A 25,784-nucleotide genomic window follows, 5' to 3' on the forward strand; every position below is an offset into this window, starting at 1 on the left:
CATTGTAAGACCCGCTAATCGACATTCGTGTCAACTTGTCCATAAGGGCCGTATCCCGCCATATCGTAGCGTGTCGTGGTCGTGGGCCTCACCCCGCCTGCGATGGGATGCGCCGCCGTCGAGCGCCCTGTTTCGTCCCATTTCCGTACGGGCCCGGCATGGGTGCGGCACCAGACGCTGTGATACTTGGCATGCGCTAGTACTGGTGATGTGAGTTTCATCAAACGACAGCCAGCAGCGCAGATTCCTCCCACGGGGGCGCCGTCCCCACATGCCCAGGGCTCCTCCGACGACGATTCCCGGGAATTCAGGTACCCCGATGAGGCCGCGCAGGGGCCGGAGGACCAGAATCATGGTCATCAGGAGACCCACAGCATGGACGAAAGCGTCGAGGCGGTGAGCCAATACCACACGCACTCCATACCGCTGGATATGGAGGACATCGAGCGCGACTGGGACAAGCCGGTCGCCGATGCGGGCATCGCCGGCAAGGCCAGCGTGATCGTCCGCGTCGGCATGCTCGACCTCGGTTCGGGCACAGGCAGTTTCCGTGTCCGTGAGATGATGCACCGCATCGCCTTCCCGCTGGGGGTCCACGTCAGGGCCGATGTCAACCTCACGGACATCGAGGCCTCCTGCACCGATGGCAAGGCGCGGGTGACCGAAGTGGTCGACCTGCCCTCCACGGGGGTCAACACCGAGCGGATCTGGCTGCTCGAGCATTTCGCGGATTGGTTCAACATCAAACTCGGCGAAAACTCGGTCTACCATGCCAAGCCCGCCGTGTCCCAGGAGCTCGTGGAGCAGCTGGGCAACCCCACGGCCGGCAAGTCCGTGCTGCGGGCGGCGGCCGAGGCCAAGGCACGCAAGGCCAGCGAAGCGCATGAAGCGCATACGGCGAGCCTGCAAACGCCGGTGGTGCCATCGCCGTCGCAGACAACGGCACCACAGTCGGAGGGCACGCAGCAGGAGAATCCGGACGGTCAGTCCCAGCTGCAAGGCGAGACCCGGTCGGCGAAGACCCCTCGCTCGGAACGCAAGCCCCTCGGTCAGTACGCCGAGCATTTCGACCATATCGGCCTGCGGCCCGACGCGGACCATGGCCATCGCGGGGTCACGCTCGGCCAGGTGCACGCCCGACTCGATCTCATCGAGCAACGCAAGCCGTTGTACCAGCCGCTGTTCTCCGGATTCGCCTCGGGTGTGGCCTGCGCATCCTTCGTGTTCCTGCTCGGCGGCGGCCCCTTCGATATGCTGGGCGCCTTCTTCGGCGCCTTCATCGGCCACTGGGTGCGTCGCCGGCTCTTCGCCCACCACCTCAACCAGTTCTTCGTCACCTTCGTGTCCGTCGCCATCGCGGCGCTCGTGTGCACCGGCACGCTGCGGCTGATCGGTATGGTCGACCCGGTCGCGCTGCAGCACGATACCGCGTACATCGGCGCCACGCTCTTCGTCATCCCCGGCTTCCCGCTCATCACAGGCGGGCTGGATATGGCCAAGATCGACTTCCCCTCCGGCATTCAGCGCCTGTGCTACACCATGACCATCATCCTCATGGCCACGTTCGCCGGGTGGATGGTCGCGGTCATCGTGCATCTCAACCCGCAGGGCTTCGCGCCGCTCGGCCTCAACCCATGGCTCAACGGGGCGCTGCGCTGCGTCGCGGCCTTCGCCGGGGTCTGGGGATTCTCCGTGCTGTTCAATTCGCCGCAACGCATGTGCATGACCGCCGCGTTCATCGGGGCCATCACCGACACCCTGCGGCTCACCATCGTCGACTTCGGGGTGCCCACCGAGGCGGCGGCCTTCATCGGCGCGCTGTTGTCGGGGCTATTGGCTTCCGCCTGGCGCTCATCCGTGCGCAGGGGGTTGCTGCCGCCGTATCTGGGCTATCCGCGCATCTGCCTGACGGTGCCCTCGATCGTGATCATGGTGCCGGGACTGTATATGTACCAGGCCATGTTCCATCTCGGCCAGTTCGATACACTGCTGGCGCTCAACTGGGCGTTCCGCGCCTTCATGGTCATCATCTGCCTGCCGATCGGGCTCGCCATGGCGCGCGTCATCACCGACAAGAGCTGGCGCTACGACGTCTGAGACACCGTCTCAGTACCGCATACCCATCGCGTCGCGCACCTGGTCGAGCGTCTCGTTGGCGATGGCGTTGGCACGGGCGTTGCCGTCGTGCAGGATGTCGCGCACGACGTCCATGTCCTTGGCGAACTCGGCCCGGCGCTCGCGGTAGGGCGCCAGGTAGGTGTTCACCGACTCGGTGACGTACGCCTTGAGGGCCCCGGCGCCGCCGTCGCCGATCTCCTCCGCGATGTCCTTGGGGTCACGCCCGGTCGTCAGGCCGGCCGTGGTGAGGAGCGCCGACACCTGCGGGCGGGCGATGGGGTCGAAGGTGATGCGGCGCTGCGAATCCGTGGGGCTCTTCTTGATGAGCTTGGCCGTCTGCTCGGCGGTCGCACCCAGTATGATCGAGTTGCCATAGGACTTGCTCATCTTGCGCCCATCCAGACCCGGGATCTCGGAGGCGTCGGAAAGGATGGCCTCGGGCTCCGGGAAGACCGGGTGCTTCGGGGCGTAGCGTTCGTTGAAACGACGGGCGATGGTGCGCGTCTGCTCGATGTGGGGCAGCTGGTCCTTGCCCACGGGCACGACGTTGCCCTTGCAGAAGAGGATGTCGCAGGCCTGATGCACCGGATAGGTCAGCAGCAGGCCGGTCAGGGTGTGGCCCGAGGCCTCCATCTCGGACTTCACGGTGGGGTTGCGGTGCAGCTCGGCCTCGGTCACCAGTGACAGGAACGGCAGCATGAGCTGATTGGCGGCGGGGACCGAGGAATGGGTGAAGATCATGGTCCGTTTCGGATCGATGCCGGCGGCGAGGTATTCAAGGACGAGGTTGAGGACATTGTCCTGGATGTGCTCGGTGGTGTCGCGGTCGGTGATGACCTGGTAGTCGGCGATGATGATGTTGGTGTTCACGCCGAGGTCCTGCATGGCCACGCGCTCGCGGATCGTACCGAAGTAGTGGCCGAGGTGCAGGCGGCCCGTCGGGCGGTCGCCTGTGAGCATCGTGTAGCGCCCGGGATCGGCCTTGAGCGCCGCGAGCGTCTTGTCGGACTGCCGCTGCGCGGCGAGGAAGCTGTCGCTCATTTCGTTGCCCGCCGCGGTCAGATGCTGCATATCGGTCATGCCAAAGTCCTTCGAACACTGGGAAACGCTTGGAATATGGCTTTTATGGTAAAAGTCTGAGCCGACAACGAAACGTCGTGGAGCTGGTGGTACTCTCTTATGTGATGAATTGAAAGCAAATGTAATGAATCAGGGGGTCAGATGGGCCGCGGACGTCAGAAAGCCAAGCAGAAGAAAATAGCCCGTAAGCTCAAGTACTTGACGACCGATACCGATTACGGCGAGCTGGCCAAAGAGCTGAGCGTCCAGGAGCCGGGTTCCGCTTCGGTCGGCCCCTTTGCCGATGACGATCATGCGGCCGAAAGCGCCAAAGAGGCGCAACCAAGCGCACAGGAGCCTGCCGAGGAGGATCTCGACGAGTATGCCCGCTGGGCGGCCGAGGCCGCGGCGAAGGCGACAAGCGGTGAGCTTCCGGTGGTCAAGCCGCGGCGCAAGGCGCCGCACATGCCGCATATGCCGGTTCCGAAGCCCAGCGCATTGAAAAAGCCCAAGCACGACTGAAGGCCGACGGCCGGAAGCTGTTGTGGGCGTATTTGCCTACGTTGGGGCTGTTGTTTGCCGCCGGGCCGCATTCACACCGGCAGTAGGGCGCTGAGATCGTCCCGTTCGCCGACCGCGCTGATATGACCGGCCTCCTTCTCCTCCGCCCACGTGGTCAGTCCGCACGCCAGGCGCATCCACACCTCGGGTTCGAGCTCGATGACGTCCGGCGGCGTGAGGTTATGGGGGTCCGAGGCGGGGCCGTCCAGGATCTTGATGGCCCCCCACGGCGCCACCCGCACCTCCACACCTTGGCCCGGGGCCTTGCGTTCGAGGAGATACAGGGCGTACCGCACCGCCATCGCCCATACGGGTCGGGGCAGTTCGGGCTCGATCGACAGGCGTGAGGCCAGGTCGCCCACCCCGGCGGCACGGGCCCGCAGCCCGGCCGTCCTCCAGGTGTCGAAGGCTGCGAGGCCTCGGGGGATATCGCGTTCGTGTATGGCGTCCATACCATGTATTGTGCCGCCGGATGCCCGGAAAACCAAGGGGTCCGCGCGCCGGGCAGAGGGGCTGCGAGGTTTCGGCATCACATCGATTCGTGATAAGCTTGCGACTGACAACGTATGCAATGATGCTGCCTGCGCGAGCCGGGTGGTTGCCTTGGGGTGGAGTGTGAACCGGGGGCATGCGATGCACACGGGCAGCCGTCTAAGAGGGAGTCATAGCATGACCGAATACACTGCGCCGAAGGCCTCGATCACTTCGGCAGCGTTCACGGATGAGATTCGCGAGCAACTGCGTTACACCCAGGGCGTCACGCCTGAACAGGCCACCGCGGCCGACGTCTACGTCGCCACGGCAGCGGCCGTTCGCCGTCACCTCATGGATGCCTGGATGACGACACAGCACGACATGGTCACGGGCTCGACGAAGGCCGTCGGGTATTTCAGCGCCGAGTTCCTCATGGGCAAGCAGTTGCGCAACGCCCTGCTCAACGCCGGCCTGAGCGACCAGTTCGATGATGCCGTCAAAGCCCTGGGGTGCGATGCCCGGGACGTCATCGACGCCGAATACGAACCCGGACTGGGCAACGGCGGTCTGGGTCGTCTCGCCGCCTGCTATATCGACTCACTCGCGTCCAAAGGCGTTCCCGCCTTCGGCTACGGCATCCAGTACCGCTACGGCATCTTCCGCCAGGAATTCGACGAGCAAGGCCGCCAGGTGGAGCGCCCAGACTATTGGCTGGCCAACGAGGAGCCGTGGGGACACATCGACTACAACCGTTCGCAGCGTGTGGGCTTCGGCGGCGTCGTTACCGGCAAGGACGACGTCAGGACCTGGGAACCGGCCTGGTGCGTGCGTGCCGTACCGGTCGACTACATGGTGCCCGGCTACGAATCCGGCAGGGTCAACACCCTGCGTCTGTGGAGCGCCCGCAGCTACGACGAGTTCGATCTGCTGACTTTCAACCGTTCCGGATACCTCGCCGCCGTCAAACCGCAGGTGAAGGCGGAGAACATCTCGAAGATCCTCTACCCCGAGGATTCCACGCCTCAGGGCAAGGAGCTGCGTCTCGAGCAGCAGTACTTCTTCACGGCTGCCTCGATCCACGACGCCATCCGTGTCTTCTACCCCGGCCAGGAGCACCCGGACCTCACCACGCTGCCGGACAAGATCTGCTTCCAGCTCAACGACACCCACCCGGTCATCGGCATCCCCGAACTCATGCGCGTCATGATCGACGAATATGGCTACGACTGGGACACCGCCTGGCGCACGACCACGGCCTGCTTTAACTACACCTGCCACACGCTGCTGCCCGAGGCCCTCGAGGTCTGGCCCGCCAGCCTCATCGGCTCGCTGCTGCCACGCCATCTCGAGATCATCAAGGAGATCGACAGGCGCTTCGTCGCCCAGCTCAAGACCCTGACCGACGACGCCGAGAAGATCGACCGCATGCGCATCGTGACCCTCGCCGCCGACGGCAAGGAGCCCAAGGTGCGCATGGCCTACCTCGCCACCGCGGGCGGATCGCACGTCAACGGCGTCGCGGCGCTGCATTCCGAACTGCTCAAGGATGTGACCCTGCGCGACTTCTCCGACGTGTTCGGTGACAAGTTCACGAACGTGACCAACGGCGTCACCCCGCGTCGTTTCGTCAAACTGGCGAACCCGCGGCTCTCCGACCTCATCACCGATGGCCTGGGCACGGACCGCTGGGTCTCCCACCTCGACATGCTCAAGGAGCTCGTGCCGCTGGCCAAGGACGATGCGTTCGTGCGCCGGTTCGCCGAGGTCAAGCAGGCCAACAAGGTCGACTTCGCCGCGTATGCGCGCCGTGAGTACGGCTTCGAGATCGATCCGAACACCATGATCAACTCCATGGTCAAGCGGCTGCACGAGTACAAGCGGCAGAGCCTCAAGATCCTCGCCGTGATCTCGCAGTACGCCGACATCAAGAGCGGTCGCGTCGCCGCCGAGGACATCGTGCCGCGCACCGTGGTCTTCGGCGCCAAGGCCGCCCCCGGCTATCGCATGGCCAAGCTGACCATCCGGCTCATCAACAACGTGGCCCGGGTCATCAACGCCGATCCGGACGTCAAGGGCAGGCTGTCGGTCTATTACCCCTGGAACTACAACATCCGTCTGGCCGAGCACCTCATCCCCGCCACCGACCTCGACGAGCAGATCTCGCAGGCCGGCAAGGAGGCTTCCGGCACGGGCAATATGAAGTTCGCGCTCAACGGCGCCCTGACCGTGGGCACCCTGGACGGTGCGAACGTGGAGATCCGCGAGCTCGTGGGCCCGGAGAACTTCTTCCTCTTCGGCATGACCGTCGACGAGGTGGAGGCCCTCTACGACAAGGGCTATCAGCCGTCCTCCTACTACGATGCCGATCCTCGGCTCAAGCAGGCCGTCGACATGGTCTCCGACGGCACGTTCTCCGATGGTGACCGCGGCGTGTACAAGCCGCTGACCTCCGACTGGTTGAATAAGGACTACTTCATGACCATGGCGGACTTCAGCGCCTACATGGATATCCAGGGCGAGATCGAGACACTGTACCGCGATCCGCTCGAGTGGAACCGCAAAGCGCTGCTCAACGTCGCCAATTCGGGCTACTTCAGCTCCGATCGCGCGATCGATGATTACCTGGCGAACATCTGGAAGACCGGTCCGATGGACTGAGATTCCATGGGTGGCGCTGATGTGCCGCTGAATTGATGGGGGTCGGCAGGGTTCGTGCCGGCCCCCATCAGTGTTATCGGGCCGGACCCCGTTGACACGTCGGATGGGGTTCACGGTTTTTGTGCGGCCCGTAAACCCTCCACTAGAAACCGCCACGCCTAGGCTCCGTGATGCCTGTTCGGCCCGGGGAACCGGTGTTCCGTTCGTATCGCAAGGCTCGGGAACGGCGAATATCGTGTCTTTCTTGTTCAGCCACCCGTCCCCGGAACCCCTTGGTTCACTTTGTGTAGTCTTTTGTGTGCTGATCGCCGGCCCCGGCCTCGTCCCGTTCCTGCGGATTGGCGGTATGTGGCCGTTTTGGGTTTGCCGCTTTTCCGGGCCGTTTGAAAAGTGCTACACAACGTGATCGGTGCGCCCGGATCCGGTGCAATGTCATTCCGGTTCGATGCCGCCGATGACTGTGGATGCGGTTTCGGCCTCGGTTTCAGCGTCGGCAGGGGATGGGGCGGACGTGGACGGCCAGGCAGTCAGGTCGTCCACGGCGTTGGCTTCGGCGTCGGAGAAAGCCGGGCCGGACATAGCTGACGCATCGCAGCTAACGCGGCTAACGCGTCGCACGAGGGCCACGCCGCATGAGTGAACCGCACTCCATGTGTCGGGCTGGAATAATCAGTGCAATGCGTGGAGGTGCGGTTCACCGTGTTGCGTTGGGGGTTCATACATCGCATGGCACGGGCGGCGTGCACAGGCGGCGTGCACGGGCGGCATCACACGTGTCATGCGCCACGCGGTGGTTGCCGATGCTGTGCCGACATGGCATCAGGGCGGTCGCGGCGTGCCATGCGCGGCACATTATGACACAGCATATGGCGCAACGTGTGATGCGCCATATGCTGTGTGGTCATATGCTGTATGGAATGCCGTGCCCGTCATGGGGAGGCTGATCAGGCCTCGTCGGCCGCTTCTTCGTCCTCATCCTCGGCCGGAGCATCCGATTCCTCGGACTTGGCCTTCTTGGACAGACCCAGGTCGACCGGCGATGAGCTGTTCTCCCAAGGCTCCTCCCACGGATCGTAATCGGGGTTCTGCTGCTTGTAGATGTAGAGGCCTCCCAGGACCGCGAGCAGTGCTCCGAAGAGCAGTGCGAAGAACTTCCAACCGTTAGAAGACTTGTTCTCCATGACGGCTCCTTCCCGTTGATGATGACTTGCTCGTCCAAGTCACTTCCGTTCCTATCCTAGCCATGGTTTTGTGTCGATTGGGTGGAAACTCGCAGGGCGGTGCCGTCCAATCTCGGCCGTAGGCGCGCCGTGGTCGGTGTCACGGGTTGTTAGAGTAAAGGGCATGAATCGTACGCGACGTGTGTGGGCCAACGAGTGGCGGCAGGGCGGCCCCGTCATCACCAAGATCGTCATGATCCTCTGCGTGGCGCTCTGGATGGTGGAGATGCTGCTCGGCTTTGTGGCGCCCGCCGGGTTTCAACGGTTCGTCGGTTCCGGTATCTTCGTGCCGTTCACCGCGGTGGTCAGGCCCTGGACCTGGTTGACCGCCATGTTCCTGCACGCCCCCAATCTCATGCACGTCGGATTCAACATGCTGGCGCTATGGTCCATCGGGCCGCTGTTGGAGCGCCTCATGGGGCATTGGCGGTTCCTGGCGCTGTACCTCATCTCAGGTCTCGGCGGTGCGGCCGGGCTGGTGGTCTGGGCTCGGGTGACCGGTGCCTGGTTCTCGTCCGCGTATGGCGCCTCGGGGGCCATCTTCGGTCTGTTCGCGGCCATGCTCGTCGTCCATCGGGCCACCGGCGGCGACATGCGGCCCATGCTGATCTGGATGGCCATCAACTTCGCCTTGCCGGTGCTCATCCCGAACGTCGCATGGCAGGCCCACGTGGGCGGTTTCCTCATCGGCGGGGCGCTCACGTGGCTGTTGGTCGACGGTGTACCGGCGTTGCGGCGCCGCTCCCTCGCCTGGCGGATGTGGTGCTATGCGTCGATCGTCACGGTGGTGGTGCTTGCCGTCGTGGTGCTGTGTGCGCCGCCCTTCGGCATCGGGCTGTAACCGGAACGATACGACGGAATTACACGGGTGTAGTTTTCCACAATGGTGGATAAGAATGTGGATAACGTGGGGATGACGGGGTACGGACGGTGGATAACCGGGGGGTGATATCCACCGTTGTTTCACAGAAGTCAATGATTGCAAGGGTTGAGGCGGTGTACGGCCAATCGGCCGAGGTTGTGCACCATGGACCCCGTTGGTGTGGATGAGTGGTCGGTCTGCTTAGTGGTCGGGCCTCTCGTTAGTGGTCGGGCCTCTCGGTGATCGGTCTACCCGGCGGTTAGGCCTCTCGGCAGCTGGGCTATGGACACTGGGTTATGGAGCTGGGGCATGGAAACCGTGTCATGGAAGCAGGGCGATGTGAAGGTCGGATTCAACATTCGGGTATGACAAAGCCCGCCGCCTACCGCTGCATGGAGCGATATCCGCGACGGGCCCGAGCTACGCCACCATCATCGAACGGATGACGGCGGCACCGAAGGGTGTGTGGTTCAGCGCCACCACATGGTCATGAGGAAGCCGGCCATGATGATCGCGAAGGCGATGGCCAGGTTCCAGGCGCCGATATTGGGGATCGGATAATCGTTGGTCAGGTAGTACACGACGGCCCACACCAAGCCCAGCAGCATGAGGGTGCAGAACAGCGGGACGAACCAGGAGGGGTTGGCCTTGGTGCCCTTGATGCTCTCCTCGACACGCCGGGTGTTCTCCTGCTGACGCTGTGCGACGCGGCGCATCTGCGGCGTCATTGACGCGGTGCTGCCCTTGGCGTTGAGTACGGCTTCGATCTTATCCATGGGGAGGGCGAGATCGTCCTTATCGGTGGCGTCGGTGCCCTCCGCAGACCCCTCGTCCTTGGTGTCGGCCTGCCAATCCTGTTGGCCCTGTGAGCCAGTTGCGCTGGTGTTGTGCAGCTCTTCGTCAGCCATAAGCGTAGTCTCCATTCGATAGGCTAGAAATCATACTAGTGGGTAGACTCGAAACCGCGGCAATCGGCGAGGAAATGTGGCGATTATGGTGAAACGCACGGGAAAGCACGGCGTGCAACGCTCCAAGTTGGGCGATGCCGCCGTATTCGTCGTGGTTGCGCTCACCGGGTATCTGCTCATGACCAACGTACGGGTGAATCGCACGACCACCGTCACCTCCGACACCGCGCAGCTCGTCGAGCAGCGCGTCGCCACGGTCAACGGACTGCAGAAGGACGTCAACGACTTAAGCTCCCAGATCAACGCACTCAACAAGATCACCGATTCGGGTTCCTCGGATTCATCGGATGACGCCGGTTCGGGGACCGTGCTGCCCGGTGTCCGCGGGCCGGGTGTGAGCATCACGCTCGACGACTCGCCCTTGTGGGAGCAGGCCGTGAGCGATTCGGGTTCCGCCGTGAACATCAATGACTATGTGATTCATCAGCAGGACATCGAGGCCGTCGTCAACGCGCTGTGGCATGGGGGCGCCGAGGTGATGATGATCCAGGACCAACGGGTGCTGTTCAATTCGGCGGTTATCTGCACCGGCAACATCCTCACGCTCCAGGGCAAGAAGTATTCCCCTCCCTACACCGTTTCGGCCATCGGCAACACCGATGACATGCTCGCCGCGATCGACAAATCGAAGGCTATCAGTACCTATAAGCAGTATGTGCGCGCTTTTGGGCTGGGCTGGAAGGTCGAGACGAAGAACCTGGAGTTCCCGCAGGCGGCGGTGCTGCAACCGTTGCGCTATGCGACGGTGAATCACGGGAACGGCACTCATGACAAGAGCACAGGGGAGTCCGGGAAATGACAGATCACGATCGCATGGGTGATGGTACGGATTCCGGTGCCGATACGGGCGCCGATGACGCGCGGACGGGTGCGTCGGGGGGACGCGAACGGCCCCGCCGGCGCTCCGGGCGCACGCACGCCGAGGGAGGCGGGTTCGTCGAGCTTCGGCCGTGGGCCGGTGCGCCGATCGTTCGAAGGCGATCTCTCGGCGGTGTCGGACTTCGCTCCGATCCATGTCGACACCGCCCATGGCGTGGACGACGGACCGCGTGATGACCAGCAGGCCGATTCACCGAACGGTCCGCGGTACGGGCATACGAAAACCGGCTTCGGATGGCAGTTGCTGGGCGTGTTCGCCGAGCTGTTGCTGACTCTTGCGGCGATCTGCGGGCTGTATATCGCATGGCAGATGTGGTGGACCGGCGTGCAGTCGGAGCACCTGCAACAACAGCAATTGCAATCAGTGGGTTGGTCTGATCCGGCGCAGGGCGGTCAGGCGAAGATCGCCGCACCGCAACAGGGCGACCCGCCGGTGCAGCCGCAGCAGGCGTTCGACGGCGACCTCATCGCGCAGATTTATGTGCCGCGCTTCGGCGATCAGTGGCGACGCACCGTCGTTCAGGGAACCGGGGCCGAGGAACTCAACAAGCATGGGATGGGGCACTACCCCGACACCCAGATGCCCGGGCAATTGGGCAACATGGCCATCGCCGGCCACCGCAACGGGTATGGCCAGCCGTTGGGCGATGTCGACAAACTCCAGAGCGGCGATCCCATCGTGCTGCGCACGAAGGACTACTGGTACGTCTATCGCTATACGACCAACAAGATCGTGCTTCCCGAACAGGTCGACGTTATCGCACCGAATCCCGAACACCCGGGGCAGCAGCCTACGGCGCGCATGATCACCTTGACCACCTGTGAGCCCAAATATTCCACGCCGACCCACCGCTGGATCAGCCACGGCGAGCTCGCCTACTGGGCGAAGGGCTCGGACGGGATCCCCAAGGAGCTGTCCGCCACCGACGGTTCCGGTGCCGTGCGGTTCGTGAACAACCAGACCCAGTCGCCGATGTCGAAGTTGTCATCGCTGGTCCCGGTCATGCAGGTGGCGTTGCTGTGCTATCTCGTGCTGTTCATCGCCGCCGCAGCCGCCTGGCGCTGGCCGGCACGCCGCGCCATTCGCGAAGGACGAGTTCGCAGGCCCGCCGCCAGCATCTACGGCTCGATTCTGCGTCTGCAGCCCGGCGTGGCTCCGGTGCGCTTCCTGCTGCTGTTGATCCTGCTGGTCGTTTCCGCCGCCGCATTGTTGCAATGGGGGTTCCCATGGGCCGCGACGACGATTCCGTATCTACGTTCGATATCGGGCTTCGTGACGGTGTAGGGGATTGTGGTGCGCCATGGTGATGGTGTGACATCGTGACCGTATGATGGCGCACCGCCCGGCGCAGCCATCGCCGCGGGATAAGCTGTGGTGACATGAGGAACGAATGGGGGATGCGATGCCGACAACGGCCCATATTCTGGTAATCGATAACTATGATTCCTTCGTCTACACGATCGTGGGGTATCTCAAGACTTTGGGAGCCTCGGTCGACGTGTATCGCAACGATGCCATCGATCCGTCCGATCGTTCCGTGCTCGATGGATACGACGGCGTGCTGATCTCGCCCGGTCCCGGAGCCCCAGCAGATTCCGGCGTCAGCGAGGATATGATTCGCCTGTGTGCCGCGACGCGTACGCCCATGTTCGGGGTGTGCCTCGGGCTGCAGGCGCTCGCGGAGGTCTATGGTGCCACGGTGAGCCACGCGCCCTCCATCATGCACGGCAAGACGAGCCTGGTCGATCATGTGGATGATGAGATCTTCGCCGGTGTGGCGCAGCCCATGGTCGCCACGCGCTACCATTCCCTGGCGGTGGACCCCGAGACCGTGCCCGACGACCTGGTCGTGACCGCCTGGACGCATGACGATCACATCGTGCAGGGCATGCGCCACCGCAGCCTGCCGATGTACGCCGTGCAGTTCCACCCCGAGTCCGTGCTGACGCAAGACGGATACCGGTTGCTGGCGAACTGGCTGGCGTTGTGCGGGCAGAGCGATGCGGTGGAGCGTTCGATCGGCCGCCAGCCGAATGTCACCGCGGCCGAGAACGCCGCGGCATAGCTAGTTACCTGACTTCGAGCTACTGGGAGAATCCGTGGGTGACGGACTGCTGCTTGCGGACTTGAGCGTCAACGTGACCGTGGAGCCCTTGTCGGCCTTGCCGGCCGGTGGATTCATGCTCTGGACGATATCGCTGTCCTGCGGGTTGGGCGAGGACGAATCCGTCGCGACTTTGAAGCCAGCGTCTTCGAGGAGCTTCTTGGCATCCTTGTAGGTCGTTGTGCCCGGGTTGATGCCCTGCGGTATGTCGACCTGTTCCTTTCCGGTCGAGACGTGGATGGTGATGCTGGTGCCCTGCTGTACCACCGTGCCTGAGCCCGGGTTGATGCTGATGACCGACCCGGCGGGCACGGTGTCCGACGTCTGGTCGGAGCGTGAATCCGTGCTGAAACCGAGGCCTCGCAGTGTGTTGATCACCTGATCCTGCGGCTTGCCCACGAGGTTGTCGGGGACCTGGGTCATGCCGGTCGAGATGTACAACGTGACCGTCTCGCCCTGCTCGAGCGACGATCCTTCGGCCGGATCGGTGCGCGTGGCACGGTCCTTCGGCACGTCGTTGCTGTTCTCGGACTGGATGCTTGGATTGACCTTGAACCCGGCGTCCTCCAAGGTCGAACGCGCCTCGTCCTGGGTGAGGTTCTTGACGGTGGGGACCGTCGCGGTCTTCGGTCCGGTGGAGAACCAGACGTCGACCGCGGAGCCCCTGGCGACCTTGGTGCCTCCGCGGGGATCCTGCTTCGTCCACGTGCCCTTGGGCTGGGTGGAATCGGTGTCCTCCTTGACCGAGATGCGCAGGCCGATCTCCTGGAGCTGCGCTTTGGCGCGGTCCTGCGTCGTTTCCGAGGTGAACGTGGGGACGACGACCAGGGCGTTGGCCTTGCGTTGGTTCTCATAGGCGTAGAAACCGAAGACCGCCGCCAGGATGATGACGAGTCCGGCGATGATGGCGCCGATCGTGATGTTGCGCTTGCGGCGTTTGTTCTTCGCGGCGAGGGCGCGTTGCTCCGCCCGCGATTTGACCATGGTGTCGGAAGCGGCGGGGGCGACGGATTCGAACTGGCCGGTCACCGGGTTGTACGCCTGGGTCGCGGTGGTCTCGTTCGGTGTCATCGCCTGCGTGGCGGCCGTCTGCTCGGCCTCCTTGCGCTCTTTCATGTTGGCCAGGTCGGTCAACGGGTTGAAGGCGGCGGCGACGGGTATTCCGCCATTCATGAAGGTCAGGACGTCGTTCTTGAATTCCGAGGCGGTGGCATACCGGTTCTGCCGGTCCTTCGCCATGGCCTTCGCGCAGATCTGGTCCCACATCTTCGGCAGTCCGGGCACCACGGCGCTCGGCGGTGTGGCGACTTCGGAGACGTGCTGGTAGGCGATCGCGACGGCTGAGTCGCCGGTGAACGGCGGCCGGCCGGTGAGCATTTCGTAGAGCACGCAGCCCGCCGAATAGAGGTCGGAGCGCATATCCACGGTCTCGCCGCGCGCCTGCTCGGGGGAGAGGTACTGCGCGGTGCCCACCACGCCCTGCGACTTGGTCATGGTAGCGACCGAGTCGTCGAGCGCGCGGGCGATGCCGAAGTCCATGACCTTGACCATGCCCTGGTCGGAGATCATGATGTTGCCGGGCTTGATGTCGCGGTGGATGATCCCCATGCGGTGCGAGTAGTCGAGGGCACCCAGCACGCCGAGCATGACTTGTTCGGCGTCGCGCTGGCTCAGCGGCCCGTTCGCCTTGATGATGTCGCGCAGGGTCTGGCCCTTGACGTACTCCATGACGATGTAGGGCATGCGTTCGGTGTGCCCCGTCTCGTCCACTCCGGTCTCTTCGCCGGAATCGTAAATGTTCACGATGTTGGGGTTGTTCATCTGCGCGACCGAATGCGCCTCGCGGCGGAAGCGTGTCAGGAAGATCTCGTCGTTGGCGAGGTCGGAGCGCATGATCTTGATGGCGACGGTGCGTCCGAGCCGGGTGTCGTTGGCGACGCGCACTTCGGCCATGCCTCCGCGGCCGATGAGCTGGCCAAGTTGGTACCGCCCGTTTGCCAACGAGGAGGGGAGATTGTTGCTCATTGTTGCTCCTTCCATGGGGTCTGCCCGTGCGAGCTTGCGCTTCGCGGGGCGGACGGTGCGCTGATGAAGACCTGTGATGACGCATCCGCGTCGGGTGTGACGATGGTCGGGCCGTCCTGACTGTGGAGGTTGGCCACATGCGGGGCGCTGACGACCCGTCGCGGCATCCGCCGTGTGGTGGGCACGATTGTGGTCGGGCTGGCTAGGGCGGTCTGCTGGTCGAGCAGCCGGCGTTCGATGCGCGCCAGGGTGCGCGAGACGACCAGAGCGTCCGCCGGGCGATCCAGCGGATCCTTGGAGAGCATCGCCATGACGAACTCAGCGAGTTGCACGTCGACTGTGTCGGGCAGCGGCGGGGCGGGTTCGTTCACATGCGCGGCCGCGATGTCGATGGGCGTGGCGCCGGTGAACGGCCGGTGACCGCACAGGCCCTCGTAGGCGACGACGCCGAGCGAATAGATGTCGGATTGCGCCGTGGCATGCTTGCCCTGCGCCTGTTCGGGAGAGATGTACTGCGCCGTGCCCACGACCATGCCGTCCTGGGTGATCTGCTCCTGATCGGTCGAATAGGAGACGCCGAAATCGGTGATCTTCACGTCCCCGTTGTCGGAGACCATGATGTTCGCGGGTTTGACATCGCGGTGGATGATGCCGTGCGAATGCGCGACGAACAGGCCGCGGGCGACCTGGATGAGGATCGGCAGCAGTTCGGTCGGATCCATGGCCCCACGCTCGTGGAAGATGTCGGCTAGGGACTTGCTCGGCACGTATTCCATGATGAGGAAGCCGATGCCGTCGTGCTCGTAGTATTCGAACAACGCCGCGATGTTGGGGTGGGCGAGGTTCGCCGAATTGTGCGCCTCGACCCGCAGTCGGCGCAGCTTCGCCTCGACGTTGTCGGTGTCGCCGCGCAACGCCTTGATGGCGACGGCGCGCCCCAACTGGATGTCATAGCCCTTCCAGACCTCACCCATACCGCCCTGCGCCAGCCTGTGGTCCAGGCGGTAGCGACGGTGGATGAGCTGTCCTTCCACGAGTTTCATCGCTGCAGCACCTCCTGCATCATCTGCTTCATAATCGGTCCGGCGGCGTAGGAGCCGAGGACGTCGACGTTGTGGACCACGACCGCCACCGCGATCTTCGGATCATCCGCGGGGGCGAACCCGATGACCCATCCGTCGATGCTGGCGTTGGCCACGCCGATCTGGGCCGTGCCCGTCTTCGCCGCGACCTTGATGCCGTCGATCTCCAGGTTCGTGTTCTCTTTGGTCACCACGCCCTGCATCATCTCGTTGAGCTTGTCCGCTGTGTCGTGGCTGAACGCCTGCGACATGACCGCGGGCTGGGTCTGGGAGACCACCGACAGGTCACTGGCGCGAACCCGATCGACCAGGGTCGGGCGCATGAGCGTGCCGCCGTTCGCCACGGCCGAGGCGATCAGGGCGTTCTGCAGAGGCGTCTCCTGCACGTCGCCCTGGCCGATGGAGGCGAGGGCGAGCTTGTCGGCGGCTATGCCGGTCGGGAAGGTGGAGGCGATGGCCTTCATCGGCGAGCCGGTGGAATCGTTGCCGTCGACGGTGATGGATTCGCCGAAACCGAACCGTTTGGCCTGTTGCGCGATGGCGTCGTCGCCCAGGGACACCCCGAGCTGCGCGAAGGCGGTGTTCGACGAATACGCGAAGGCGTCCTCGAACGAGATCTTGCCGTCGGATCCGTTGGCTGATGCCTCGACGTTCGTCAGGTCCGTCGCCGTGCCCGGCAGCGTGTAGCTCGCCCCGGCGGGTATCGAGGAATCCGGCTGGTACTTGCCCGACTCGAGGGCCGCCGCCGCGACGACCGTCTTGAACGTGGAGCCCGGCGGGTAGTACTGCGAGGTCGTGCGGTTGATCATGGGGCTGTTGTCGACGGAGGTCAGGTCGGAATACGCCTTGTTGGATGCCGCGGTGTTGTGCTGCGCCAACGTGTTCGGATCGTAGCTGGGGGTGCTCGCCATGGCGAGGATTCGCCCGGTCTTGGGTTCGATGGCGACCGCCGCGGCGTCCTTGCCCTGCAGCAGGGAGAACGTCGATTCCTGCAGCTTGGGGTCGATGGACGTTTCGATGGACGCGCCCTTGTTCTCATCCCCGGTCATCAGGGATTTGAATTGCTGCCAGAACAGCGCATCGGCATCGCCGCTGAGCAGCTCGTTGCGTGACATCTCGATGCCGCGGTCGACCGGATGCGTGATCGAGAAGAAGCCGGTGATGGGGGCGTACAGCTCGCCCTTGCTGTAGGAACGCTGATACTCGAAGGCGTCGTTGACGGGGTCGGATTTCGCCATCACCGTGCCGTCGGAGGACAGGATGGCGCCGCGCGGCGCACCGATCTGGTGGTACAGGGCTCGCGTATTGCGCGGGTCGGCATTGAGGCGGCTGCCGGCGACGGCCGTGATGATCGTGGAGGACATCGCCAGAATCGCGAAGAGCGCGATGACGGCGGTGAACAACTGGCGCAGTGTCTTGTTCATGCCCTCGCCTCCCCGGCCGCATGGCGGTGCGAGCTGCGCTGGCTGAGTTCGCGCTCGCGTAGGACGGCCAACGCCTCGTATTCGAAGGTGTCCGAATCGGTGTCGACCGCAGGGCGGTTCGCCGCGTTGGAGATGACGATGAGCAGTCCCGCCAGCAGATAGTTGGCGATGAGGGAGGATCCGCCGGCGGCCATGTACGGCATGGTCAGACCGGTCAACGGAATGACGAGCGTGATGCCGCCGACGACTGTGAAGACCTGGAAGGCCATGGTGAAGACGAGGCCGGCGGCGAGCAGCTTGCCGAAGCCGTCCTTGATCTTCATCGCGGTGATGAAGCCCGAAGTGATGATGACCACGTAGAGCACGAGCACGGCCAGCAGCCCGGTCAGGCCGAGTTCCTCGCCGATGGATGAGTAGATGAAGTCGGAGTTCGCCAGCGGGGTGATGGAGGGGTGGCCCTGGCCGATGCCGGTGCCGAGGATTCCGCCCGACGCCATGCCGAACAGGCCTTTGACCAGCTGGGATGAGCCGCCGGGGTACTGGTTGTAGACCTGGGCGTCGAAGGGATGCAGCCAGGCCTGGACCCGATAGCCCACGTGTGCGAAGAGGCGGGCGGCGGCGGCGCTACCGGCGACGAAGGCCACGAATCCGATGGCCATCCAGCTTTTGCGGCCGGTGGCGACATAGAGCATCGAGACGTACATCGCGAAGTACAGCAGCGAGGTTCCCAGATCGTGCTGCATGATCAGCACACCCATGGAAGCGAACCAGATCACGATGATGGGGCCGAGATCCTTGACGCGGGGCAGACGCATGCCGAGGACCTTGCGGCCGCCGACGGCGAGCTGGTCCCGGTGGTCGAAGAGATAGGCGGCGAAGAAGAACGCCAGGAAGAGCTTGGCGAATTCGCCGGGCTGCAGCGTATGGCTGCCGAAGCCGATCCAAATGCGCGCCCCGCCGATCTCCTTGCCGATCACGGGCAGCATCGGGGAGAGCAGCAGCGCCAGACCGACGACCATGCTCACGTAGGAGAAGCGCCGCAGGATGCGGTAGTCGCGCAGGAAGACGACGAGCAATGCGGTGCACACGAGGGCCACGCAGGTCCAGATGAGCTGGCGGTAGGCCACGTCGGTGTCCATTTCGGCGTCGATGCGTGCCACCATCGCGGTGCCGATCGTCGTGAGCATGAGCACGCAGGGCAGGATGGACTGGCTGGCGTACGGCTGGAATTTGAGCAGCAGCCCCCACAGGACAAGGAACAGCGCGCCGATGACGGCGAGCAGGCCGGCGAACCGTGTGGGGAACGTGCCCAGCGTGCGTTGGAACATCTGGAAGTACAACAGGAAGCTCAGCACCATGGTGAATGCGAGGAGCGAGACCTGGCGCAGGCGCATGACGATCATGACTTACCCCCCTTGGTCGAAGGGCTCGCGCTGGGGGACGCTGATGACGATGCTGACGACGACGGGGTGGCGCCGGATTTGCCGGCGTCCTTCTTGGTGGCGGCACCCGGCTTGGTGGTGCTGTTTGTTGCGGTGCTGTCTTCGGCTGTGCCGAGGGTTTTGATCTCGCGCCTGATCAGGGCGGTGTGGTCGTGGGCGTCCGCGAGGTCGTCGACCGTGATGCCCTGGTCGATTTGGTCGACCCAAGCCCGGGGGAGTTCGCGCAGCGTGATGTTCGTGTCCTCGACTTTGTGGGAAAGGCTGAATCCGAAGATATTGGTGTTCACGCCCTGGTAGATCGCCACCACGCCATCGCCGCGGCCTAGAAAGTACTTGGTCTGGCTCCACCGATAGGCCCCGAAGGCGCCGGTCACGATGATGACCACGGCCAGCATGAGTCCCGCCGCGATCCGGATGCGCGAGCGGATGGTCTTGGAACGCGAGTCCTTGGTGCGCCGTTCCTGTTCGTCCGTGATCGCCTTGGCGACTTCGGGATCGTTGGGATCGGCCGAGATGCGGCCGTCCTTCTTGTGCACCACCGGTATCTCGCCGGTGTCGGTGTCGGTTCGCCCGACGTCCTGGTCCCTGACGGCCGAAGGCTGGGCCACGCGGGGTGCGGCCGCGCTCGCATCATCGTCTGTGTGCTGGGTGAGCGCCGCGGCTCGCGTCGCGGGCGATCCTTTGCCGTGGCGAAGGGTGGGCGCCGAGGAGACGGGTGCGTTGACGATGTCGGCGATCGCCTCGAGGCTGGTGCCCGCCGCGCCGCCGATCAATGGCGTCTGGTGCGGCAGGTCGAAGGCGTCGGCATCGAGGGCCAGGGTGGCGTCGGCGATGACGGCGGTGACGTTGTCGGTGCTGCCGGCTTTGAGTGCCATGGATACCAGCTGTTGGGCGCACTCCTCCTGGTCGGAGACGCTCACGAGCATGTCGTGGATGGTGTCGTCCTCGAGTACGCCGCACAGGCCGTCGGAGCACAGCAGCCAACGGTCGGTCGGGTGTGCCTTGAAGATGCCGATGTCGGGCCTGGGGTCGATGTCGAAGTCGCCGAGCACGCGCATGACGACGTTGCGTTGCGGGTGATTGCGGCCTTCGGCCTCGGTGATGCGGCCGGTGTCGATGAGGTGTTGGACGTAGCTGTGGTCCGAGGTCATACGGGTCAGGACGTCGTTGCGCAGCAGATACGCTCGGGAGTCGCCGATATGGGCGAGGATCCAGTACCCCTTGACCAGCGCCACGGCCGTCACGGTCGTGCCCATGCCGGCCAGTTTGCGTTCGCGTTTGGCCTTGCCGACAATCGCGTCGTGGGCCGCCATCACCGACGTCTCCATCATGGCCGATATCGCCTGCACGTCGCCGCGCACGTCGTCGTGCTCGATGTGGGCGAGGGACCGGATCGCGATGGTGGATGCGGTGTCGCCGCCCGCATGGCCGCCCATGCCGTCGCAGACGGCCATGAGATGCTCGCCGGCGAAGGAGGAGTCCTGGTTGTTGCTGCGTACCGTGCCGATGTCGGAGACGGTGGTGGAGTAGAGGAACAGCGTCTCCGGCGCATTCGATTGCTGCATCAGACGCTCACCTCAGCTCGAAGGTCGTGGCGCCGATACGCACCGGTATGCGGGCCGGCAGCACTGTGGGTTCGCTGATGCGGCGCTGGTTGACGGCGGTGCCGTTCGTACTGCCCAGGTCCTCGATGCCCCAGGAGCCCGAAGCCGGGTCCTGGTAGACGCGGGCGTGGTGCGAGGAGACGAATTCGTCATCGAGCACCACGGTGTTGGTCGGCGCGCGACCCAACGTGATGGTTTCACCGGTCAGTGGCACGGAGGAACCCGCGAGGGGCCCGTCGATGACGACCAGCAGCGAGGGGGCCGCATTGGCATGCTGCACCGGCATTTCGCTCGTACGTGGGCGTGACACGGGGTTCGGCGCCACGGGGGCCGCGGCCGCTTTGCGTGCTTTGCGTTCGGTGCGGCGGTGAGCCCGAGATTTGCGCGGGCTGAAGGCCTCGATGTCCTTGTATAAGGACCGTACCGCCATCCACACGAGGACCCAGAGCAGCGCGAGGAATCCGTACTTGAGGATGGCGAAGGTAAGTTCAGTGATCATTGCGAAGTGATGGCTCCTGTGCGACCTACTCCTGGTCCTGTGACGAGGCCCAATACAGGATGCGGGTCCGGCCGATGGTGATGGTGTTGCCATCGAGGAGCGTGGCGGCGGGGACCTGGTGTCCCTCGACATACGTGCCGTTCGTGGAACCCAGATCGCGGGCGATCACACCCTTGTCCGTGATGTCGATCTCCAAGTGGTTGCGCGAGATGCCCGGATCGTCGATGACGATGTCGCAGCCCGAACCGCGGCCGATGACCGTCTTCTCCTTGGTGAGCAGATACTGGCTGCCGTTGATCTCGAGCATCGGGCTGTCCTGCTGCTGGTCGTCGGTCGTGACGGGGACGGCGTTGCCCTTGACCGACTCCGAGCTCAGGTGGAAGCCGCCCTTCGACAGCTCAAGATCCTCTTCGAAGATGACCACCACGGGGCCGACGAAGGCGTAGTGCTGGCTCTTCGCGTACTGCGTGAGATTGTCGGCGAGCTCGTTGGCCAAAGCCTCGCTGCCCCACTGTTCGATGCGATCGAAGTCGGGGGTGCTCAGCTTGAACCGGTACTCGTTGGGTGCCACCGTGCGGTCGCGCCCCACCGGCATGGCTTCGGCGTCGATCTCGCGCTCGAGGGCGCTGGAGAGGTCGACGGGCTGCAGGTCTTTGGATCCGAACTTCGCGAATACCCCGTTGACCGCACCTTCGACGCTCTTTTCAAAACGGTCGAGAACGCTCATAGTCATCCCTTTCTATCTTGACCCATCCTACGCGGGGTGGTGTAATGCGCCAAACAAGGGGGCCGATGGGCGCAAAGTCTTCATCGGGACGGGCTGCTGTTGAGGTGGCGTTCGGGGTGCCCCGTTGCTTGGGAAGGCGGCTGTGTAGCGTGAAGCTATGAATCAGATGACCTATGAGCAGACCATGAAGGCATTCCCCCGACTCAAGGCCCGAACGCTGCGCTTTTCGTCGGGTGCGCCGCGCTCCGCCCGGGTGGTCGGCGACGGCTCGCGCACGTTGTTCCTGCGTTCGGATGGTCCCGAGGATCTCGTCACCTCGCTGTGGATGCACACGCTCACGGCGGACGGCCGGGGCGTCGAAACCCTGATCGCGGATCCGCGGGTGTTGCTGGCCGACGCCGGCGACGAGGAGGTGCCGGCTGAGGAACGTGCTCGGCGGGAACGCGCGCGTGAAGGCGGCCGCGGCATCGTCTCCTTTGATGTGGATGCGGACGGCGATCGCGTGGTGTTCGTCGTGGGCGGGACCCTGTTCTTGGCGCGCCTGGGTGGTGCAGGCACGGGTGCTGGTGTGAGTGCGGATGCGGGTTCCGATGGTGTTCGTGGCGTCTCGGATGCCGTCGCACCTGTGGTCGAGCGGCTTGCGCCGGATTCGCCCGTTTCGGATTCGTTGAGCGCGGCCCCGCGGAACGCAGAGCATCCGGAGTGGCTGCCCATCCTCAATCCCCGCATCTCACCGGACGGTCGTCATGTGGTCTACACCACCGGCCGTGCGCTGGTGATGGTCGACGTTGGGGCCGGTGCGGGTGCGGATGCTGGTATTGGCGCCAAGGACGGTCGGGTGCGCATCATCGCCTCCGCGTACGAGGAGCCCACCTCACGCATCGGACTGGCGGAATTCGTGGCCGGCGAGGAGATGGACCGGTATGAGGGCTTCTGGTGGTCCCCCGAGTCCGACGGTCTGCTCTTCGAGACCTTCGATGCGGGCGACGAGCCGACCTGGTATCTGAGCGATCCGGCGAATCCTGAGACCTCAGCCCAAGCGCGGCGGTATCCACGGGCGCTGACCCATAACGCTCGGGTGGCGTTGCATCATGCTGGTTTCGACTTCGGGTCGGACGGACGGACCGCGGGCGTCGAAGTCCGCGACGTTGCGTGGGACGTGCGTGATGTCGAGTATCTGGCGGCCGTGAGCTGGACGCGCGGCCATGACCCGGTGATCCTGGTGCAGAACCGGCGGCAGACGCGTGATCAGGTGCTGCGTGTGGAACTCGATGGCGGAGCTAGTGACAAGGCGACCGAGACCGATATATCGGGCACGGCGCTCAAGACGACCGTTCTGGAGGAGCACCGCAACGAGCAGTGGCTCGACATCGTGCTCGGCACGCCGTGCATGACGCCCGACGGACGATTGGTGTGCGCACGGAATGATATGGAGCACGACACCAATCGACTTACTGTTGATGGCACCGCCTTCACGCCCATCGGCTGGCAGGTGCGTCAGGTGCTCGGCGTGGATGACGATGCGGTCCTCGCTGTAGTGCAGCGGACGCCGGAGATTGCAGTGGGATTGCCTCAGGCGTGGCGTGGCGTGGCGAATTCCGATGGCGTCGAAGTTTCCGATGGTGCCGCGGTCTCCGATGGCTTGGTGGATTCGCATGACGCGACGGCTTCGCATGGCACGGTGGTTTCCGGTACCATGGCGGTTTCCCATGACGCTCGCAGTCATGATGTGATGCGCATCGACTATGAGGGACGCATCACGCCGCTGATCGCCGAGCCGGGCGTCTGGACCGCATCCGAGGCCGGACGAGGCGTAGTGCTGAGCGGCCGGACCATGCATGACGCCCGTTCGCGCATGATCCATCGCTGGGTGCCCGAAGGGGCCGACGGTGTTGAGGCGGGAATCGACAACGCCGAGGACGGCACCGTTGCGTGCGGTCGGACCAAGGCCGTACAGGCGGCAATCGCCAACCATGCCGCCGTGCCCGGCTTCACGCCGCGCACGTCGTTCGTGCGCCTCGGCGAGCATCGCATCTACACGGCCATCACGCGGCCTGGTGCGGACAGCCCCTATGCCGGGGCCAAGCAACTCCCCGTGTTGCTCAAGCCCTACGGCGGCCCCGGTTTCCAGCAGGTCGCACTCAGTCAGGCATTCTTCTGGGAGTCGCAGTGGTGGGCGGATCAGGGCTTCCTGGTCGTGACCGCCGACGGGCGCGGCACCACGGGTCGTGGGCCGGTATGGGACCGTGAGATCTTCGAACGGATGAAGGACGTGACGCTCGCCGATCAGGTGGAGATCGTCCACGCGCTCGCCGACGCGGTGCCTGAAGCGAATCTCGACAAGGTGGCCATGATCGGCTGGTCCTACGGCGGGTTCCTCTCTGCGCTCGCCGTGCTCGAGGCCCCGGATGTGGTCCATGCGGCATGCGCCGGGGCACCGCCCACCGACTGGACGCTGTACGACACGCATTACACCGAGCGGTATCTGGGGCTCGATCCGAAGGTGTACGCACGCAACAGCATCGTCTCCGACGCCCCCAAGCTTCGCCGTCCGCTCATGCTCATCCACGGGTTCGCGGACGACAACGTGACGATCGCCAACTCCCTGCGACTGTCCCAAGCGCTCATGGCCGCGGGCCGTGAGCACACGTATCTGCCGCTCACGGGCATCACCCATATGACCAACGATGAGACCGTCGCCGAGAACCTCCTGCTGCTGCAGCGCGACTTCCTTTACCGCGCGTTGGATATGACACCGTTGGATACGCGGGCGCCGGGCAAGTCGATGCTGGGCGTGGGGACGCTGCAGGATAAGGTCCGGGACAAGCCGTTGCAGGGCGTGGGCGGAGCTTCGAACGGGAGCACGCCATGCGCGTAGAGCTTATCGAGGAACGTACCTACACGGAGCAGATGAACGAGACCGTCATCCCCACACTTGCGAAGTGCTGCACCGCCGGATGGATGGAACCTGCTCAGGGCGACGGGCTGAGCGACGTCTCATCCTCAGGCAAGTTGCACTACCTGTGCTACGACGCCAAGCGCTTCGATGAGCTCAACGTGACCGGGGCCGTGGCTCAGTTCCGTGGCGCGATCGTGATTTCACACGGGTTCACGGAATTCGCGGAGAAATACACCGAGCTGATCTGGTACTTCCTGCTCGAGGGGTACTCCGTATGCGTGCTTGAACATCGCGGTCATGGCTATTCGCCACGGGACGTCGACGATCCTTCGTTGGTGTGGATCGACGATTATCGCCGTTATGTCGACGATCTGGCCCTGTTCGCCCAGACCATCGGGCGACGGTATGCGGGCACCCACCCGCTCAACCTCTTCGCGCATTCGATGGGCGCCGGCATCGGGCTCGCCGTCATGGAGAAGCATCCCTCCATCTTCGACAAAGCCGTGCTGTCCTGCCCCATGCTCGCGCCGCAGACCGGTATGCCCAACTGGGTCGCTTGGATCGTCTCCAACGTGATGAGTGCGTTCGGGTTCAGCAAGCACGTGGTGATGGGACACGGCGACTTCCCTCACATCTTCAGCATGAACGGGTACGAGGGGGCCTCGTTGCCGCGGGTGCGCTGGTATTACGATCGGCGCGAGGCGGACAATCACTATCTCTCCTACTCGCCGACCTACGGTTGGGTCAAGGAGGCGTTGCGACTCTCGCACTTCGTGTTCTCGAGGCCCGCGTATCGGCGGTTGGAGACGCCCGTGCTCATGTTTCAGGCCGGCAGGGATGTCTGGGTGCTCAACGGCGCGGAGAATCGATTCACCAGGGTGGCGCAGTCCGAGGGCGGCGATATGCGGCTCGTGCGATTCGGTGACGCGGTGCACGAGATCTTCAGCATGCCCAATGCGGTGCTCGGCCCGTATCTGCGTGACGTTTTCGACTTCTTCGAGAAACCCATGCTCGCCGTGCTTGGCGACGAGGATGTGCCCGCCTGATCGTGCTGTATTGCGCCGCTCCGTAACAGGCGGTCCGTAGCATGATGGCTTGTGGATGCGTGCGGTCCCGCCCGTGACCATCCCCGCGCAGCCTTACGGCCGTTCGGCCACGTGACCCATACGACTGATATG

Annotated in this window: 20 protein-coding genes and 1 pseudogene; 9 read left to right on the forward strand and 12 right to left on the reverse strand. The window is 64.2% G+C overall.

Going from position 1 to position 25,784, the window contains the following annotated elements:
* Positions 1-375 precede the first annotated feature (375 nt).
* Positions 376-2,097, forward strand: a complete 1,722-nt coding sequence (locus BMON_RS03600) for a threonine/serine exporter family protein (protein ID WP_051917862.1) — start codon at positions 376-378, stop codon at positions 2,095-2,097.
* Positions 2,098-2,106: 9 nt separating this feature from the next.
* Here BMON_RS03600 and trpS read toward each other — a convergent pair whose 3' ends face one another.
* Complete coding sequence (gene trpS, locus BMON_RS03605) at positions 2,107-3,198, reverse strand: tryptophan--tRNA ligase (RefSeq protein ID WP_033512960.1); 1,092 nt, start codon at positions 3,196-3,198, stop codon at positions 2,107-2,109.
* Positions 3,199-3,339: 141 nt separating this feature from the next.
* Here trpS and BMON_RS03610 point away from each other — a divergent pair, with 141 nt between their 5' ends.
* On the forward strand, positions 3,340-3,699 hold the full coding sequence (locus BMON_RS03610) for a DUF3073 domain-containing protein (protein WP_033512959.1): 360 nt from the start codon (positions 3,340-3,342) through the stop codon (positions 3,697-3,699).
* A gap of 71 nt (positions 3,700-3,770) precedes the next feature.
* Here BMON_RS03610 and BMON_RS03615 read toward each other — a convergent pair whose 3' ends face one another.
* On the reverse strand, positions 3,771-4,190 hold the full coding sequence (locus tag BMON_RS03615) for a sterol carrier family protein (RefSeq protein ID WP_033512958.1): 420 nt from the start codon (positions 4,188-4,190) through the stop codon (positions 3,771-3,773).
* Positions 4,191-4,407: 217 nt separating this feature from the next.
* Between BMON_RS03615 and BMON_RS03620 the strand changes: the two genes are divergently transcribed.
* Entirely contained in the window at positions 4,408-6,870 is a 2,463-nt protein-coding gene (locus BMON_RS03620; protein WP_033512956.1) for a glycogen/starch/alpha-glucan phosphorylase, read from the forward strand.
* A 432-nt stretch (positions 6,871-7,302) separates the two neighbouring features.
* Here BMON_RS03620 and BMON_RS09875 read toward each other — a convergent pair whose 3' ends face one another.
* Together BMON_RS09875 and BMON_RS03625 are read right to left on the reverse strand one after the other, a co-directional pair.
* Positions 7,303-7,449: a hypothetical protein gene (locus BMON_RS09875; RefSeq protein ID WP_156098618.1), complete on the reverse strand. Its 147-nt coding sequence runs from the start codon at positions 7,447-7,449 to the stop codon at positions 7,303-7,305.
* 365 nt (positions 7,450-7,814) lie between these two features.
* On the reverse strand, positions 7,815-8,051 hold the full coding sequence (locus tag BMON_RS03625; protein ID WP_033512954.1) for a hypothetical protein: 237 nt from the start codon (positions 8,049-8,051) through the stop codon (positions 7,815-7,817).
* A 163-nt stretch (positions 8,052-8,214) separates the two neighbouring features.
* On the opposite strand from BMON_RS03625, the gene BMON_RS03630 reads away from it, so the two are divergent.
* Positions 8,215-8,931: a rhomboid family intramembrane serine protease gene (locus BMON_RS03630; protein ID WP_033512952.1), complete on the forward strand. Its 717-nt coding sequence runs from the start codon at positions 8,215-8,217 to the stop codon at positions 8,929-8,931.
* Positions 8,932-9,422: 491 nt separating this feature from the next.
* On the opposite strand, the gene crgA is transcribed toward BMON_RS03630, so the two are convergent.
* Positions 9,423-9,860: a cell division protein CrgA gene (gene crgA / locus BMON_RS03635; protein ID WP_033512950.1), complete on the reverse strand. Its 438-nt coding sequence runs from the start codon at positions 9,858-9,860 to the stop codon at positions 9,423-9,425.
* An 85-nt stretch (positions 9,861-9,945) separates the two neighbouring features.
* On the opposite strand from crgA, the gene BMON_RS03640 reads away from it, so the two are divergent.
* The 3 genes from BMON_RS03640 (at position 9,946) to BMON_RS03650 (ending at position 12,865) form a co-directional block, all read left to right on the forward strand.
* Complete coding sequence (locus BMON_RS03640) at positions 9,946-10,719, forward strand: DUF881 domain-containing protein (RefSeq protein ID WP_033512948.1); 774 nt, start codon at positions 9,946-9,948, stop codon at positions 10,717-10,719.
* 21 nt (positions 10,720-10,740) lie between these two features.
* Positions 10,741-12,084 (forward strand): class E sortase, encoded by a 1,344-nt coding sequence (locus BMON_RS03645; protein ID WP_237745314.1) that lies wholly within the window; start codon positions 10,741-10,743, stop codon positions 12,082-12,084.
* A gap of 118 nt (positions 12,085-12,202) precedes the next feature.
* On the forward strand, positions 12,203-12,865 hold the full coding sequence (locus BMON_RS03650) for an anthranilate synthase component II (RefSeq protein WP_033513008.1): 663 nt from the start codon (positions 12,203-12,205) through the stop codon (positions 12,863-12,865).
* Here BMON_RS03650 and pknB read toward each other — a convergent pair whose 3' ends face one another.
* The 7 genes from pknB to BMON_RS03685 are packed head-to-tail and all read right to left on the reverse strand — an operon-like array spanning position 12,866 to position 21,707.
* Positions 12,866-14,929, reverse strand: coding sequence for a Stk1 family PASTA domain-containing Ser/Thr kinase (gene pknB / locus BMON_RS03655; RefSeq protein ID WP_033512947.1), 2,064 nt, complete (start codon positions 14,927-14,929; stop codon positions 12,866-12,868). It lies immediately after the preceding gene.
* Complete coding sequence (locus tag BMON_RS03660; protein WP_033512945.1) at positions 14,926-15,972, reverse strand: serine/threonine-protein kinase; 1,047 nt, start codon at positions 15,970-15,972, stop codon at positions 14,926-14,928. Before BMON_RS03660 ends, pknB begins: the two co-directional genes overlap by 4 nt.
* Positions 15,969-17,435: a peptidoglycan D,D-transpeptidase FtsI family protein gene (locus BMON_RS03665; protein WP_033512943.1), complete on the reverse strand. Its 1,467-nt coding sequence runs from the start codon at positions 17,433-17,435 to the stop codon at positions 15,969-15,971. The genes BMON_RS03660 and BMON_RS03665 overlap by 4 nt, the downstream gene beginning before the upstream one ends.
* Positions 17,432-18,838 carry an FtsW/RodA/SpoVE family cell cycle protein gene (locus tag BMON_RS03670; protein WP_033512941.1) on the reverse strand — a complete coding sequence of 469 codons (1,407 nt, stop codon included), beginning with the start codon at positions 18,836-18,838 and terminating at the stop codon, positions 17,432-17,434. Before BMON_RS03670 ends, BMON_RS03665 begins: the two co-directional genes overlap by 4 nt.
* Positions 18,835-20,442 carry a PP2C family protein-serine/threonine phosphatase gene (locus BMON_RS03675; protein WP_033512939.1) on the reverse strand — a complete coding sequence of 536 codons (1,608 nt, stop codon included), beginning with the start codon at positions 20,440-20,442 and terminating at the stop codon, positions 18,835-18,837. The genes BMON_RS03670 and BMON_RS03675 overlap by 4 nt, the downstream gene beginning before the upstream one ends.
* A gap of 7 nt (positions 20,443-20,449) precedes the next feature.
* On the reverse strand, positions 20,450-20,980 hold the full coding sequence (locus BMON_RS03680; RefSeq protein ID WP_033512937.1) for an FHA domain-containing protein FhaB/FipA: 531 nt from the start codon (positions 20,978-20,980) through the stop codon (positions 20,450-20,452).
* Positions 20,981-21,005: 25 nt separating this feature from the next.
* Positions 21,006-21,707 carry an FhaA domain-containing protein gene (locus BMON_RS03685; RefSeq protein WP_033512935.1) on the reverse strand — a complete coding sequence of 234 codons (702 nt, stop codon included), beginning with the start codon at positions 21,705-21,707 and terminating at the stop codon, positions 21,006-21,008.
* 157 nt (positions 21,708-21,864) lie between these two features.
* On the opposite strand from BMON_RS03685, the pseudogene BMON_RS03690 reads away from it, so the two are divergent.
* Positions 21,865-24,456 (forward strand): annotated as a pseudogene (locus tag BMON_RS03690) (S9 family peptidase); the annotation flags it as partial.
* Positions 24,457-24,575: 119 nt separating this feature from the next.
* Complete coding sequence (locus tag BMON_RS03695; RefSeq protein ID WP_033512933.1) at positions 24,576-25,652, forward strand: alpha/beta fold hydrolase; 1,077 nt, start codon at positions 24,576-24,578, stop codon at positions 25,650-25,652.
* The last annotated feature ends 132 nt before the right edge of the window (positions 25,653-25,784 follow it).

This window comes from Bifidobacterium mongoliense DSM 21395 (genome assembly GCF_000741285.1).
GTDB lineage: Bacteria > Actinomycetota > Actinomycetes > Actinomycetales > Bifidobacteriaceae > Bifidobacterium > Bifidobacterium mongoliense.